Raw genomic sequence first — 16,544 nt, forward strand, 5'->3', positions numbered from 1 at the left:
CGATAGCAAATTTTTGAAAGTACCATGTTTAGTAGTTGTTTTTTATTAGACCTTATTGGGTGGAAAAAGAGACTTTGAAATACAAGATCCAAAATCAATAAATCATACAACAAAGAGAATAAAAGTATAGTCATTCTATTTTATAAAAAATATTATTATTTTTTATAAAGTTAATTTTGTGATATGTACTTTTACAGTTCGCTTACCACCTAGAAAACTAATGATTTGATCAAAATTTACGAATGATTAGAGATAATCCTTCGGATAGTAACCTACCGACCTCAATGCTATATTCATTACCGGTTGGATGACAAAAATAGAGAAGAAGAGTAAGAGCGAAGTTTATGTTCCAAGGATTGGTGATATAGAGCTTGTTTTGGGTTCAATTAAAACTTCATCCTCCTTTTCGAAAAAATGAGAAAGAGGTTTCTAAAAATGACTGATGCAGAATTAATCAATGAAATTAATAATCTCGAAGCTAAAAAAGCAAGGTATGAGAAAGTTAGAGATAGCATATATTTTAATGGTCTTAGCACAACAAAAAGTTTACAAAATTTGGATACTTATATATCTCATTGTGAAAAAACTATTACTAATATAGATAGTGACTCAGGATATCATTATTTATCGAATTTTAGAACTAAGTTAGAAGAAGATCTGAATACATTAAAAGAGTATAGAGATTACGCAAAAGATTCAAATAATAAATTTATTGAGCTATACACCACATTAGAAACAAATATCAGTATTACTAATACACAGATTTCTAATAAAAAATTAGAATATAACAAGGGGAAACCTTGGCATAAGCAATACTAGTTGTAGTAGTATTATTGATCAGGAGGAAATCATATGAATGCAGATATCAATTCAAAGGAAGGTAGTTATACTGCTGAAACTATACGATATGACGATAGTCAACTTCAAACCATTCTTGATGATTTGGATGAAATCATATGCCTACTTGGTGATGTATCATTGGAAATTAATCATATTGAATACAATGATTATAAATGGGAAGGAGAAAGTAAAGAGCAGTATCTAGAACTAAAAGTGTTTATGAGGAGATATAAGTCAGATTTTAAAAAAAGTGTCCAAACTTTACAATCTGCGGTATCCAATCTACAGTCACTCCTTAATTCTATTTCTGAATCACATGTTATAAAGGAGATTGATGGAGCATGAAGTTTACTTTGGAAGCTATATATATGTTGCAACTATTCAATGATTCATCAGACGATTTAGCTTTTATACCTTTACCAATATTAGATGGGGAAAATAGAAAAACAGCTTTACAGCGTACCATAGAGAAAGGTTATGAAGATTTAAAATCTATGAGCTTGATTATAGATGGGAAGCCTACCGAAAAATGTATGGAATATGGTTATTATTTAAAAGAGTATCAAATATCGACTTATCATTATCAGATAGATCAAGAATATTTTTGTGCCCCAGCAGTTGATGATTTTAAAAGAATGACAGTGGTTTTGAGTCGAGATGAGGAGGGCCTATATTTAATTGAACGTCTTCCGAGTGTCTTAATTCTGGGTATAGTTATGAGAGACCATTTGGTTTTGCATCATATAGATGACAGGGTTAAGGATTATCTACACTCAAACTATGAAAAGGAATCTTTGTTTCATTTATTTTCTTATCACAAAAATGCTGAAGCATTACGAATAATCGTTGAAGAGTTTGATCGTGTAACCCAAGATAATATTTATTTTTTAAACCATAATAGTTTATACGAATATGATATGAGTAAGCAACTTCTACGTTCGATAGATGGAGAGAAGATTCGACACTCAATTGTAAGAAAAATGAGAGTGAAGGTATAGTATGGCAGCAGAAACAATAAAAGTTGAAACTTCTGACTTAGAAAATATGATTCTTCAATCAATTAAAGTTACTGATTTATTAGGACAAGTAGTAAATAAGATTAAAAATGTTATAGATAAAATTCCTAATCTATCATCTAAGGGTTCTTTTTGTGAGTTGATTGTAACTAGTTCAAGCAATGGCGGATTGGAACTATTTTCAATGAAGGCAAGAGAATTTTTAAACTTGTCAGAAGTTTTTACTCAGCATATTCAAAATACATATAAGGAGATGGTAGATGCAGATCGTATTCTGGCAATTTATATAGCGAATATGATGTTAAATGATCCAGAAACTAGTGAGGAAGATAAACAAACAATTCGAGATCATCCTGAAGAGACTATAGCCGAATTCATCAAACAAATTAAAGGGGAGAACGCACCTATGGAAGGAGGTGAAGAGGAATGACAGAGTATTTTTCTCAACAAGATCATTTTTCGCTACCTATTTCGATTCCAGAGTATGATATTGAAATGAGTGAATTTCTGATTTGTATTGAAAACGTCAAAACGGATCTGAAGAATGAAATGCTTTATCATATGTATTCTAATAACACATGTGAGGCAGAAAAGCCTTACGATGTTTTTAAGAAAGCGTTCAATCGTAGTTCTGATATGCTTCAGTATGCTTTGAAAACACATGCTGATATTATGGAGACGATTGATAGTAAGTTTACAAAAGGGTTAGATGAAGCTTTTGAGTCTTTAAATAATGTAAATGGTCAAAAAAAGCAATACTCTACTCAAAAACTGAATTATATGCAAAAGGGAAATTATGGTAGGGGGTCGGATCGAACAATTTCCGCCTCATTGCCTGTTAAGTATACCCTATCCGATCTTCTAGATCCAGAGAAAAGCCCCATTCAGGCGACAAAGGATGTCTACGATAGACACCTTGCTGTTGTGAAAGAACGAATTAAAAATAAAGATGGTTTTACCGATGAAGAAATTAAGAATATTGAGGAAAAAAGTGAGAAAGAGCTAGTAGAATTATTTTTCCCGACAAAAATTGACGATTATCAACGATTAAAGGTTGATAATTTTCATGAGAAAAACAAAAAAGTCCTAGGGCCTATTGAAACAGTCGTTACTAGTGTGGCAATGGTCGCCGGAGCAGTAGCTCTTACGATACCTAGTGGAGGGACATCTTTAGCAGTTGCTGGGACAGTAGCAGCTACATATTTAGCAACAAGTACAGCTTATTCAGGGCTAACAGGCAATTCATTGATTTCGGGGACACAACTGACAACTGAAGAACGTGCGTGGGCAATTGCTGATACTGCTGCGACATTAGTAACTTTTGGTACAAGTAAATTCTTGGCTCCTTTAGCTAAAATTAGAAATAGTGCAAAATTAAAGACAGTTACTGAAGCATCAGAATACTCTGGAGATGCTGTTGATACAGCACATCTTTTTTATGATATGCAAACAAAGAGTGAAGAGGATGCAGCAACAGAAATAGGTAAATTTTCGTTAATGAAAGGTGGTAGTATTTTAAAATGGTTTGGAAAACTCAACATACCAACTGTGAATTCTCCGACAGTTAATGATATCCCGTTGAACAAACAAAACCAAATAAATCTATTAAACACCAAAAATACTGAATTGGAATATCAAAATTATGTTGATAGAAAGTTAAAGAGCGGCAGCGAACCATTGTCCATGTCTGAGTGGCTCAAAAAACATAACATATCCAAACAAAATTTTTCTACCTATGAGGCCTTTTCAGGTAATAGAATTGAAGAATTTAAATTAAACTTTAACGATGTTGAAACGAATATTACAGTTAAAACACATAGCGTGGATGGTAAAGATCAAAAGATTCGATTGAAAGCTATTGGAGTTGATGAGGAAGGAAATATTCGAATTCAAGATTATACGACTGCCAAAAATGGTATATCGAAGGAACGCCAAGAAATTCTTGACAATTTATCGAAATATGGTGGAGAAGTTGTTGGTGCAGGTAAAGGAAAATTTGCTGGAGGGACTGAAATTCCAAAAGGAACCAGAATTGATGTAATCAATGGTAGTTCCCAGTTCTCACCTGAATGGCAGACCAAATTAAGCGAATTTCCGAAGGCGGATTTGAGTAGCGCTCAAATAAAATCTATCACTGCTATTAAACCAGATCCGGAAAATGGAATCTTACGACCTAATCCAGAAGTTTATCTTTCAAAAGAGTATTTAGAACAACATAAACGACTGTTTGATGATGGAGTAGCGGCCTTTGTCAAGGATAATGAAAATATTATAAGATACAATCAGTTTGGCAGAGATGATGGAGCATTTGTTTTTCCTAGACATGTAGCGGATGCTATGATCAAAGAAGCTAATGGTGATGCTAGAAAGTTAGAAGCTTTGTTAGGATTAGACCCTGGTAGCCTAGGAGATTCTCCTAAAATGGTAGTGCCACAAGAAGTTCATAATTATAGAATTCCCGACGGAAATGAAGAAGGTTCACGCGTAAACCCACAGTGGCGTCCAGGAGGGAAAACATATCCAGGAGGAGTTCCTGAGGCAGTTATTGATAAAGTTCCAATAGATAAGTTAGACCTAATTGAAATTTGGGAAAACGATAAAGGAGATAAGAATGGAAACAATTCACGTAAGTGAGAAGGATGTGTTAGAAATTTGTCAAGATGGAGATAAATATTTCTTGCGCTATCCAACGTTTAATATTACCATGCCAGAAGTTGTTAAAGAAATTCCGAAAGAAGCAGTGGACAGTTATTTGGCAGGTGAGCATACAGGTCAAGAGTTGATGAATTATGCTCATTATGGTTTCTGGAAATCTAAAAATCAATATACAAGAGATGAATCTACTAAGCTCTTCATTGAAAATAATCCATCTGTAATTTTAAAAAACCCTGAGCACAGTAAGCGATTATTCTCTGTAGATGAATTTCGTACATTGGTAAAACAAGCTTTCTCTTTGGAGTTGAAACCAACAGAACTTGATGCAATTGGAACGGTAGACAATCATTTAGAACTTCTTCTTGTAGATCCTCTTAACTGGCAGGAGGAAATAGAAGGAGTTCACCTGGAGATGCTCCAAGAAAAACTCAACAACTATATCTATTTTTTGGAAAGCAAACAGTATTTGGAACGATATGGAGATAATTTTGACAAAAAGGTCATTCATATCACTTTCCAATATTCTCCATCTGATAATGGGCTAGCTTTCCTAGTCGCTGTTCAGAAGGCATTGCAGGATACAGATATGAGTTTGAAGGTGGAATTGCCAGAGTAATTAGAGGTGATGAAAAGCGCCTTTTCATAATCAATAGGAAATTGTAAAAAACTAACACTAAGAGAGAACGACGATTTCTCTCTTTTTAAATCTCTAAGCTCTCTCCATTTAGTGATTATTTTGACCATCAAACTAATTTTCGGTATAATAGTAGTACTTAATTGATCTATTGTCATTTTTCTGAAGGATATGTCATGAATAGCTATCTCGTGTGGAATTTCGCTTCTAAAGTATATTTAACAAATGAAGTGTGCATGACAAAATGGTAGTGAATTTGAACAATGTATCTTTTATCATGAGATAGATTGGTTTGTAGCTGAATGAGGAGCAGAGACAAATAATACTGCTCTGTTAATGAAAGGAGTACTTAAATGTAGGTTTGCATTTTGGAGTTAGTATACAAAAGAACATTATTTCAGCTTAATGGTACAGCCAAGTATTTGAAGTCCCAAATAGATTCAGCTTTGATGCCTTTGAATCTATCGGGTCAGACTATCTATAATCGGACAAGTATTGATCGTGAGTTAATTCTACCAGTAGATCAAGTATATCTATACTATCCAGCTTCTCAGACGAAGTTGAAGATTACGAAATGAGGAAAAAGAAATGTCAAAAGAAATTTATTTACAAATAAAAAAACAACTGCAAATTTGGACTACAATTAATATCATTATTGCCTTGATTTCTATTTTAGGGGGGATCCTAGTTATTATCAGTAAATCACGCCATATTCCTTTTTTACTGATGACGCTTGGAGCACTTACTTTAATGAACCAGGTGTTGATTACGCCTGCTTTTAAAGCAAAGAAAGAAGCTGAGGAAGAACATCCGGAGTGGAAGGAATTATCTATTAAGGGTGTTGAAATACCTGTGGAAGATATGCAGAAGGGGATTATAATATCTGCTGTTGCTCTTTTAACAGTCATTGTAGGCTTCTTCATGTTTTATAGGCCCGTCCCAAAAACAGATATAGGTTCAGAGGTTATAAGTAATAATAGGGATGTAGAATCTGTAACAGATGAGAGCGTAGAGGAACCTAAGGAGAAATCGACAACACCTTCTTCAGTTATAGATGAAGAAGAATTTAAAACTGGTCAAGAAATTAAAGAAAGTATTGAGTCAAATTCAACCTCTGATAAATCATCCTTAGATATTAATAAAGCACATGATATTGCAGAAAAAGCAAAACAGCAAAATTGGTTGAAAGTGAAGGAGTAAGTAATGAGTGACGCAAGTTTGAAAGCACAAATTGATAGTGATATAGCGGAAAGAAAAAAATATATAAGAGTAAAAAATGCGATTAGTAACCATGGGCTAGATCAGGATATTTCACTAAAACACTTTACGAAATATATTGATGAATGTAAGGATGCAATTAAAAAGATTGATGGAAATGAAGGATATCATTATCTTTCAACTATGAAAACAAAACTACAAAATGATAAAGATAAGATCAAAGAATTCACGGATTTTGTGAGAGATGCAAATACCTCATATAAAAATTTGTATAGTACTTTGACTGCTAAAATCGCTGCATTAGATAGTTCAATCAGTAGTAATAAATCAAAATATAATAAGGGAAAACCTTTTTGGGAACGGATTTGGTGATGAAAGGAAGAAAAGATGGATACCAATATTAACTCTATAGACACTACCTATGAAAGTTCTACTGTTGAGTATGATGATAGTAATATAGCAGCAATTGAAAATGAATTGATAGAGATTGCTAACCTATTTAATTCGATAGATGCTGAGATTACTTCATTAAAAGGACTTGAAAAAGAGTGGAAGGGAAAAGCAAAAGACCAGTACGTAGAATTGCGAACATTTCTTGAAACTTACCGTACTGATTTTTTTAACAATATCCAAGATTTTAAAACAACAATTTACGGTCTTGAGGGGCTTCTCTCTTCAATTCCTTCATCAACAGTAATAAAGGAGATTGACGGAGCATGATGTTTACGTTAGAAGCTTTATATGCGCTACATATGTTTAATGATCATTCAAATGATATTGCTTTTCTTCCTTTGCCTGCCAAAGAAGGTGAAACTAGAAAAGAAGCTTTATTGAGAATAGTAGAAAAGGGTTTTGAAGACCTATCGAATATGGAGTTGATTGTAGATGGTACACCTACGGAAGAATGCATACAATACGGTGCTTATCTAGATGAGTATGCACAAGCTAATTATCATTGCAATGTCAATCAATTGTTTTATTATTCTCCTAATGTAGATGAGTATGATAGGATGGCAATTATTATCATTCAAAATGATGAAAATGAGTTTTTAATTGATCGCGTGGGTACAGCTATATTCTTAGCCTCTTTAATATCACTTTATCCGATCCTACAAAATGTAGACGCTAATAAAAAAGATTATCTGCATTCAGAATGGGAAGCAGAAGCTTATTTAAAACTAGTTCTTCATCATCCAAATGATGATGCACTTCGTATTCAAATTAATGATTCGTCACATAATGTTCAAGACAGACTGTACTACAGGAGTGACCAATATTTATATGAATATGATATGGAGAACCAGACTCGCAGATCTATTAGTGGTGAGCAGTTTAAGAAACAATTGATTCAGAAATTAAAAGTGAAGGGAGAATTATGGGAGTAGATATTAAGTTAGTCTTGTCTGATCAGGAACAATTAATTTATCACTGTATGACAATAGTGGAGTACTCAAGTCAAATTACTGCAAAATTGAGTCATATTAGCTCAACTATCTCATCGTTATCTTCTCAAGGGGCGTTTCATGATTTAGTCGCAAACCGCTCAGCAAATAATGGTTTTGCAAACTATGTTTTAAAGGCACAGGAGTTTGGAACATTAGCAGAAGTGTTGTGGCAACATGCTCAGAATACCTATGATGGAATGGTTGATGTAGATAAGGTTATGGCTACTTATGTAGCTGGCTTACTGTTAGAATCACCAGATACCTCTTCAGAAGATAGGGATTATATATATAGCAATCCGAAAGAAGCCGTTCAACAAATTCAAGAAAATATTAAAGAGCAGGAAAAAGAAGGAAGCGAAAAGGGGAATTAGATGAGCAAGTATTACTCAAATAAAAGCGACTTTTCTGAAGCTGGTTCGAATTTACAATCTAGTGGTGGAGGATCTACTAGCAGTGTTAACGCATATAGCAATTATGTCAGTGGTGGCTATCCTAGTGGTGGATCTAGCAAATCAATGAGTCAGCTCATCAACGATATCGAGGAAGTTGCTAAAACTGTTACCAGTGAGGGCGTGGCAGATCTTTATGTACAAACTGGGGAGGCGGCGTTAAATGTTACTAAAAATAGTGATGAGTTTGATAAAGCTACGACCCGGGTCTCTAAGATACTAAAAAGTGCTCAGAAAATTCATCAAAACATTATGCAGAATATTGATAGTAAGTTTACACTTGGTATTGATAAAGTACTTGAAGGTTTGAACAAAATAAATGGATCAGACTCAAAATATAAAACAAAGAATTTAACAAGGACTGAACATGATTACAGGCCTGTTTATGTAAATGCGTACTCTCCTACTACGTACCATGATTATAAGAAAGAAGTTCCATATAATTTATCAGAAATCCTTGATGGGAAAGCCTCTCCCATTAAGGCTGCAAAAGATGTCTATAGTAAACGTCTAGAAGCTGTAAAAGAATCTCTGAAGCATAAGGATAAAATGACAGATGAGCAACTCAAGCAAATTAAAGGAAAGAGTGCAGAGGAAGTTCTTGAGTTAATGTATCCGAAAGAAATTCCGGACTACCAAAAACTAAAAGCAAGTCGTTATTATGAGGAGCATAGAGAAACTCTGCAAAAAGTTGATACAGGTATCAAGATACTTGCCTGGGTAGGAGCTGTAGGAGGAGTTGTGCTCTCTCCTTTTACTGGTGGAAGCTCTTTGGCTCTTACTTATGCCTCGACGGCCTATCTTACTATAGATAGTGGCTACTCAGCGGTAACAGGTCATACAATGATCACAGGAGATCGGCTGTCTACTGAAGAGAGAGTATGGGCCGGAATTGATGCAGCATCAGTCGTTTTGTCAGCAGGTGCTGGATCCTATTTAACAAAATTGAGAAAAGCTGGGAAAGCTGGATCTACTCTATTAAAACTTGCCTCGCATGCAGATGATGTAAATGATGCATCTAAAGTGGTTTATGCATTTGCTACTGATAAAGATCCCAAAGCAGCTATCGGAAATTTGGTGATGGGACAAGCACAAGGTTTCGCTGCAAAGAAAGCTGGAGGCCTCTTAAACGGGAAATTTGGTAAGACGAATGCTCCTGACGTACCTGACATACCAACAAATTCTACGAAACAGCATATTGAAGTTGATAGCTCGGGATTGAATTCTAAGAAGCTTAAAATTGATCCAACAGTTGTTCATCAGAAGAAAAATTCTAAATTAGATCTGAAAATAGAACCAACTGTTAAAGCAGATTTGTCATCGACTCCTAAACCTCATGTGGATGTGGAAACATCAAAAATTAAACCAGTTGAAGCAGTAGCTGGAGCAGCAACTGCAGTTCCAAAATCCAAGAAACCAGATATTGATGTGTTGACAAAACCGAAAGATTTATCTACTATAAAAGGTGAAGCTGTTGATCATATTGGAACAGCTAAGCCGAAGGTTGATTTGGATGTTCCTGAAGCAGGTGATGTACTAAAAGTACATGAAGCTGAAATAAGCCCAACAAAATCTGAAATGAAGAAAGGAAGCAAACAAAAAGAAGTTCATGTAGAAGATGTTGAACATTATACTACATGGGATCAAATGAAAGCGGAACATTATCGGACCGTTACTGATTTTGTTCAGGCTAATAAACCAGACGGTGCTTCTCACCCGCGGGAGTGGTTGAATAAACCTAATCATGAATTTACAATTGAGCATATGTCGGACGGGACTCAAGTTTGGAAATATAAAGATAGCCTTGGTGTTGAAAAAGTTTATGTAGATGGTGTTCTTCAAGGGGGAGGTGTTCCTAATCCAAAAGTAACACAACACTTCGAACAACTGAACCCTAGAATCAAAGATTTCGACCCAGAAGTGGCTAGTACTCTTCAAAAATCAAATGCTGGAGAAATACTGGCTGATGATAACATGCGGATAGTGAGAGAAAATGTAGGTGCTAACGGAAACACATACACACTTGAGAGTATTGGGAGACCAGCACCAGGTGGGATTGATGATCCCATTGTTAAGGGGATTGATGGAATCTACAGAAACCAAACACCACCACCATCTTATGTTATTAACGAAACTAAGTGGGGGAGTTCAGAAATTAATCAACATACGAAATCAGGTCCCCAGATGTCAGAGCAGTGGGTTCGAGATAGAATTAATGCACTAGATGGAGCTGAGAAATTCAAATTGAAAGAGGCGTTGGATGATGGAGATGTAGAGTTTGTCATCAGTAAGGTTGATACGAGTGGAAATGTTTCAACTTATTATGCTGAAGAAATTACAGATTCTACAGGTAGGATCGTTAAAGTGAAGCCAGGGACTGCTTGGCCTTAATTAAGGAGATATAAAATGGATTTACGTGATGTATTAAATACAGAGGAGAATTATAAAGAAGGACTGAAGTCCAATAAAGAGGCACTGTTATATTTTCAAGAGAAATTAATAAAACTTCAAATTGATTTAGATAATGGAATTGAAAACTATAAAAAACCAACAATAGAAGTATATAATTCAACTTTAGCTACCATCTTGTCTTATCAGAAAGATATTTTGCTATCTACTTATTCTATTGGAGCCCCTTTGTCAGATTTTAAAGAGGAATATATCTCATTTGTGACTTCTTTAATTCCAATATGGCATAAGGAGTGGGGCTATGAACAAATGTTATGGGCATTATCTATTGGTATTTTGTTAGAAATTGAAGATGAGGTTTTCGACCAGCTAGTGGATTTGATTAGAAATGATGATCCGGAAGATTATTTAATTGACTATTTGATTCAATATCGTCATCCTAATTGGAAGATTCGAATAAACTATAATTTCCCAAGGCCCTATGGTTTTACTCGGAAAATAATTGAAGAGGAAAATTCTGAACAAGCTCTAAACCTGCTCAAAGAATATTTAAATAAGAAATGGTATCAAGGGAGCAGAGATGCAGGGTGGTATGATTTACATAAGCAGAATATAAAAAATCATGTAGGATACTGGTCCTTTGAATCAGGTGCTATTTGTAAAATTAAGGGATTGGATTATAAACAGCTAGAAGGGGTTCCTTACTTCCCATACGATTTAGTCGCAGAAGGATCAAAAGTATAGAAACTAGAACTCATAAAATACTATTCGGTAAATCAATGAGTTTACAGGATATACTGAAAAACTATCGGCTCTTTATCAACTTTAGTAGGTCGATGAAAAGTTACAACATAGAGAGAACCACCTGGTTCTCTTTTTTAGTGTTCATCGGGGCTTTCTTTGCCATGTACCGTCCGACCCTCCAAGCGCAAAAAGAGCAAGAGGAAAAAGTGGAAATCCGGCAGAAGTTGCAACCTGCTATGGAGAATATCCAAAAGCAAGAATAAAGCTTACGAGAAGCGGTCCAGTCACAGATGAAGGACCTGCTTCGGACACCGAGTTCCAGCTCAGAAACAGAGGCAACAAGTGGGGAATGATCAGGATTGCCTGCTGTTGACCAATCATTGAGGAATCACCGTCCTATCGGTGATTTTTTTGTCTTCACTTCTCCCTCGAATTAATCCTTAAATTGTGATAAAATAAGGGTTACGAATGTTTTTGAATGGTCTGTTTTTGCTTAGAGTTGGGCCACTCAAAAGCGAGCAAAAGAATCAAGATCAAGGGAGAAACAATGTCCAACACCTTTGAAATTTTAATGGATCAGCTAGATATGCCGCTGGAGATGCGATCTTCCAGTGCCTTTTTGCATGCGGAGATTCAAGAAGTCGTGGTGCACAAGGTCAGCCGGGTTTGGGAGTTCCGCTTTGCCTTTGCGGAAGTCTTGCCAATTACTTTGTTTAAGGAATTGCGCCAGCGCTTGAAGGACGAATTTTCAAAGACAGGAAACCAAGCGACCTTTACCATCCAAGTAGCCAATCCGGATTTTTCTGCTGATTTATTGCAGGCCTACTATCGTGAGGTCTTTGAGGATGGCCCTTGCGCTAGTCAAGGCTTTAAGGGACTTTACCAAGACTTGCAGGTGCGCGCGGAAGGGCAGGAATTGGTCATCTCAGGGCCGTCTTCGGTCGATACGGAGCATTTTCGTAAGAATCATTTACCAAATCTTGCCAAGCAGTTGGAAGCCTTTGGTTTTCCGCATTTCACCTGTCGAGTGGAGTCTGATGAAGAGTTGACAGAGCAAGAAGTGGCGCGCTTTGAGCAGGAAAATGAAAAGATCTTCCAAGCGGCCAATGAAGAGACCTTGCGGGCTATGGAATCCTTGGCCCAGATGGCTCCGCCACCAGCGGTTGAAGAAAAGCCAGCCTTTGATTTCAAATCTAAGAAGGCGGCAGCTAAACCTAAGCTAGACAAGGCCGAGATCACTCCGATGATCGAGATCACAACAGAAGAAAACCGGATTGTCTTTGAGGGTGTGGTCTTTGACGTGGAGCACAAGGTGACGCGGACCGGTCGGGTCTTGATCAGCTTTAAGATGACCGACTATACCTCGAGTTTTTCCCTTCAGAAATGGGTCAAAAATGAGGAAGAAGCCCAGAAGTTTGACATGATCAAGAAGAACAGCTGGCTCCGGGTGCGGGGAAATATCGAAATGAACAATTTCACGCGCGACTTGACCATGAATGTCCAAGACATCCAGGAAGTCGTGCATTATGCCCGCAAGGACCTGATGCCAGAGGGTGAGCGCCGGGTGGAATTCCACGCCCATACCAATATGTCGACTATGGATGCCCTGCCGGAAGTCGAAGAGCTGGTTGCCAAGGCAGCTGAGTGGGGCCATAAGGCGGTGGCCATCACCGACCATGGCAATGTGCAGAGTTTCCCACATGGATTTAAAGCAGCCAAGAAAGCTGGGATCCAGCTGATCTATGGGATGGAAGCCAATATCGTAGAGGACAAGGTGCCGATCACCTATAACGAGGTGGATCTGGACCTCAATGAAGCGACCTATGTGGTCTTTGACGTGGAAACGACGGGACTATCAGCCATTTACAATGACTTGATCCAGGTCGCTGCTTCTAAGATGTACAAGGGCAATGTCATTGAGGAGTTTGATGAGTTTATCGATCCGGGCCATCCTTTGTCCGCCTTTACGACCCAATTGACAGGGATCACCAACGAGCATGTCCGGGGTGCCAAGCCATTGGTGCAGGTTTTGAAGGAATTTCAGGCCTTCTGTGAGGGAACGGTTCTTGTCGCCCACAATGCTACCTTTGACGTGGGCTTCATGAATGCCAACTATGAGCGCCATGGCCTTCCTAAGATCACTCAACCGGTCATCGATACCCTGGAATTTGCCCGTAATCTCTATCCGGATTTTAAACGGCATGGCTTGGGGCCATTGACCAAGCGCTTTGGGGTAGGCTTGGAGCACCACCACATGGCCAACTACGATGCGGAAGCGACGGGGCGCCTGCTCTTTATCTTCATCAAAGATGTCGCTGAAAAGCATGGGGTGACCAATCTTAAGGACTTGAATATCGATTTGATCGATGAGAATTCTTATAAGAAGGCGCGGGTCAAGCATGCGACTCTCTATGTCAAGAATCAGATCGGCCTTAAGAACATGTTTAAGCTGGTCTCTCTTTCTGGGACCAAGTATTTCGAAGGAGTTCCACGGATTCCCAAGACCGTGCTGGACGCCCACCGCGAGGGCTTGATCCTCGGATCGGCCTGCTCAGAAGGGGAAGTCTTTGATGCGGTCATGTCGCAAGGTGTGGATGCGGCGGTCGAAGTGGCTAAGTACTACGACTTTATCGAGGTTATGCCACCGGCTATTTATGCGCCCCTCATTGCCAAGGAGCAAGTCAAGGACATGGAGGAGCTTCAGACCATTATCAAGAGCTTGATTGAAGTAGGAGATCGCCTCGGCAAGCCTGTTCTTGCGACAGGAAATGTCCACTATCTGGAGCCAGAAGATGAGATCTATCGGGAGATCATTGTCCGTAGTCTCGGTCAAGGGGCCATGATCAACCGGACCATTGGCCACGGAGAAGATGCCCAGCCAGCGCCACTTCCTAAAGCGCATTTCAGAACTACCAATGAAATGTTGGATGAATTTGCCTTTTTGGGAGAAGACCTGGCGCGCAAGATTGTTATTGAAAACACCAATGCGCTCGCAGAGACCTTTGAGCCGGTCGAAGTGGTCAAGGGTGACCTCTATACGCCATTTATCGACAAGGCCGAAGAAACGGTTGCAGAATTGACCTATAAGCGAGCCTTTGAGATCTATGGTAATCCACTTCCTGATATTGTCGATTTGCGGATTGAAAAGGAATTGACCTCTATCTTGGGGAATGGTTTTGCCGTGATTTATCTGGCATCGCAAATGCTGGTGCACCGTTCTAATGAGCGGGGCTACCTGGTTGGATCGCGTGGATCTGTTGGATCTAGCTTTGTCGCGACCATGATCGGGATCACTGAGGTCAATCCGCTTTCGCCTCACTATGTTTGCAGCCAGTGCCAGTACAGTGAGTTCATCACAGATGGTTCTTATGGATCTGGTTTTGATATGCCGGACAAGGATTGTCCAAACTGTGGCCACAAGCTCAGCAAAAACGGGCAGGATATTCCCTTTGAAACCTTCCTTGGTTTCGATGGGGACAAGGTACCCGATATCGATTTGAACTTCTCTGGGGAAGATCAGCCAAGTGCCCACTTGGATGTCCGCGATATCTTTGGGGAAGAATATGCCTTCCGGGCAGGAACGGTAGGTACGGTCGCAGCTAAGACCGCCTATGGTTTTGTCAAGGGCTATGAGCGTGATTTTGGCAAGTACTACCGAGATGCCGAGGTCGAGCGCTTGGCTCTCGGTGCAGCTGGGGTCAAACGGACGACCGGTCAGCACCCGGGGGGAATCGTTGTTATTCCAAACTATATGGATGTCTATGACTTTACTCCAGTCCAGTATCCGGCAGATGATGTGACAGCTGAATGGCAGACCACTCACTTTAACTTCCACGATATTGATGAGAACGTCCTCAAGCTCGATGTCCTGGGACATGATGATCCGACCATGATTCGCAAGCTTCAAGACTTGTCAGGCATTGATCCAAATGATATCCCTATGGATGATCCAGGGGTCATGGCCCTCTTTTCTGGGACGGAAGTACTAGGGGTGACAGCCGAGCAGATCGGAACGCCGACGGGAATGTTGGGGATTCCAGAGTTTGGGACCAACTTTGTTCGGGGCATGGTCGAAGAGACCCATCCGACGACCTTCGCAGAGTTACTTCAGCTCTCTGGTCTGTCTCACGGTACCGACGTGTGGTTGGGAAATGCCCAAGACTTGATCAAGGCGGGCATTGCCGATCTATCGACCGTTATCGGGTGTCGGGACGACATCATGGTGTACCTCATGCACGCGGGTCTCAAGCCTAAGATGGCCTTTACCATCATGGAGCGCGTGCGGAAAGGCATGTGGCTCAAGATCTCTGAAGAAGAGCGCAATGGCTACATCCAAGCCATGAAGGAAAACAATGTCCCTGAATGGTACATCGAGTCCTGTGGGAAGATCAAGTACATGTTCCCCAAAGCCCATGCGGCGGCCTATGTTATGATGGCCCTTCGTGTAGCCTACTTTAAGGTACATCATCCACTTTATTACTACTGTGCTTACTTCTCGATTCGGGCCAAGGCCTTTGACATCAAGACTATGGGCGCAGGCCTTGAGGCCGTGAAAGCGCGGATGAAGGAAATCGCTGAGAAACGCAAGAACAATGAAGCTTCTAACGTAGAGATCGATCTCTACACCACCCTTGAGATTGTCAATGAGATGTGGGAGCGGGGCTTCAAGTTTGGCAAGCTAGACCTCTATCGCAGTCAGGCGACAGAATTCTTGATCGATGGGGATACCCTGATTCCACCATTTGTTGCTATGGATGGTCTGGGAGAGAACGTTGCCAAGCAAATCGTGCGGGCGCGTGAAGAAGGAGAATTCCTTTCTAAGACCGAGCTCCGGAAACGAGGCGGTGTTTCGTCCACCCTGGTTGAAAAGATGGATGAGATGGGCATTCTTGGTAATATGCCAGAAGACAACCAGTTGAGCCTCTTTGATGATTTGTTCTAGAAACAAAGGAGGAGAACATGAAGGTAGAAATTTTTGCAGAAGACAAACCAGCTGAAAAAGTCTTTGAGTACAAGCTAGAAGTGGCAGACAATGTGCTGCTCCTTTCCACTGCCATGCTCTCAGGAGCGATTGCTCTAGCCAGCTTATTTTCAGCCTTGAAAGATTAACTGACAGCCTCTATTTTCCTTTTGA

General features: G+C 39.3%; 16 protein-coding genes. All 16 read left to right on the forward strand.

Features of this window, described 5'->3' with window-relative positions; all coding sequences use genetic code 11:
• The first annotated feature begins 435 nt into the window (after positions 1-435).
• Positions 436-819 carry a hypothetical protein gene (locus tag HMPREF2918_RS05265; RefSeq protein WP_070594776.1) on the forward strand — a complete coding sequence of 128 codons (384 nt, stop codon included), beginning with the start codon at positions 436-438 and terminating at the stop codon, positions 817-819.
• 33 nt (positions 820-852) lie between these two features.
• A complete protein-coding gene (locus HMPREF2918_RS05270) occupies positions 853-1,185 on the forward strand; it encodes a hypothetical protein (protein WP_070594777.1) in 333 nt (110 codons plus the stop codon).
• Entirely contained in the window at positions 1,182-1,838 is a 657-nt protein-coding gene (locus HMPREF2918_RS05275; protein ID WP_070594778.1) for a hypothetical protein, read from the forward strand. Before HMPREF2918_RS05270 ends, HMPREF2918_RS05275 begins: the two co-directional genes overlap by 4 nt.
• Before the next feature lies 1 nt (position 1,839).
• A complete protein-coding gene (locus tag HMPREF2918_RS05280) occupies positions 1,840-2,286 on the forward strand; it encodes a hypothetical protein (RefSeq protein WP_070594779.1) in 447 nt (148 codons plus the stop codon).
• A complete protein-coding gene (locus HMPREF2918_RS05285; protein WP_070594780.1) occupies positions 2,283-4,490 on the forward strand; it encodes a hypothetical protein in 2,208 nt (735 codons plus the stop codon). The genes HMPREF2918_RS05280 and HMPREF2918_RS05285 overlap by 4 nt, the downstream gene beginning before the upstream one ends.
• Entirely contained in the window at positions 4,468-5,127 is a 660-nt protein-coding gene (locus HMPREF2918_RS05290; protein ID WP_070594781.1) for a DUF6572 domain-containing protein, read from the forward strand. Before HMPREF2918_RS05285 ends, HMPREF2918_RS05290 begins: the two co-directional genes overlap by 23 nt.
• Positions 5,128-5,733: 606 nt before the next feature.
• The gene (locus HMPREF2918_RS05295; RefSeq protein WP_070594782.1) at positions 5,734-6,345 is read left to right on the forward strand and encodes a hypothetical protein; all 612 of its coding nucleotides are present in this window, start codon (positions 5,734-5,736) and stop codon (positions 6,343-6,345) included.
• A gap of 3 nt (positions 6,346-6,348) precedes the next feature.
• Positions 6,349-6,735, forward strand: a complete 387-nt coding sequence (locus tag HMPREF2918_RS05300) for a hypothetical protein (protein ID WP_070594783.1) — start codon at positions 6,349-6,351, stop codon at positions 6,733-6,735.
• Positions 6,736-6,750: 15 nt separating this feature from the next.
• Entirely contained in the window at positions 6,751-7,083 is a 333-nt protein-coding gene (locus HMPREF2918_RS05305) for a hypothetical protein (protein ID WP_070594784.1), read from the forward strand.
• Positions 7,080-7,748, forward strand: coding sequence for a hypothetical protein (locus tag HMPREF2918_RS05310; RefSeq protein WP_070594785.1), 669 nt, complete (start codon positions 7,080-7,082; stop codon positions 7,746-7,748). The genes HMPREF2918_RS05305 and HMPREF2918_RS05310 overlap by 4 nt, the downstream gene beginning before the upstream one ends.
• Positions 7,739-8,179, forward strand: a complete 441-nt coding sequence (locus tag HMPREF2918_RS05315) for a hypothetical protein (protein WP_070594786.1) — start codon at positions 7,739-7,741, stop codon at positions 8,177-8,179. Before HMPREF2918_RS05310 ends, HMPREF2918_RS05315 begins: the two co-directional genes overlap by 10 nt.
• Complete coding sequence (locus HMPREF2918_RS05320; protein WP_070594787.1) at positions 8,180-10,648, forward strand: hypothetical protein; 2,469 nt, start codon at positions 8,180-8,182, stop codon at positions 10,646-10,648.
• Positions 10,649-10,663: 15 nt separating this feature from the next.
• On the forward strand, positions 10,664-11,410 hold the full coding sequence (locus HMPREF2918_RS05325; protein WP_070594788.1) for a PoNe immunity protein domain-containing protein: 747 nt from the start codon (positions 10,664-10,666) through the stop codon (positions 11,408-11,410).
• Positions 11,411-11,502: 92 nt separating this feature from the next.
• On the forward strand, positions 11,503-11,673 hold the full coding sequence (locus HMPREF2918_RS11350; RefSeq protein WP_155169333.1) for a hypothetical protein: 171 nt from the start codon (positions 11,503-11,505) through the stop codon (positions 11,671-11,673).
• Positions 11,674-11,957: 284 nt separating this feature from the next.
• Entirely contained in the window at positions 11,958-16,352 is a 4,395-nt protein-coding gene (locus HMPREF2918_RS05330; RefSeq protein ID WP_070594789.1) for a PolC-type DNA polymerase III, read from the forward strand.
• Positions 16,353-16,369: 17 nt separating this feature from the next.
• Positions 16,370-16,519 (forward strand): hypothetical protein, encoded by a 150-nt coding sequence (locus HMPREF2918_RS11095; protein WP_049491002.1) that lies wholly within the window; start codon positions 16,370-16,372, stop codon positions 16,517-16,519.
• The last annotated feature ends 25 nt before the right edge of the window (positions 16,520-16,544 follow it).

The organism is Streptococcus sp. HMSC065C01 (genome assembly GCF_001813525.1).
GTDB classification, from domain to species: Bacteria; Bacillota; Bacilli; order Lactobacillales; family Streptococcaceae; genus Streptococcus; species Streptococcus parasanguinis_V.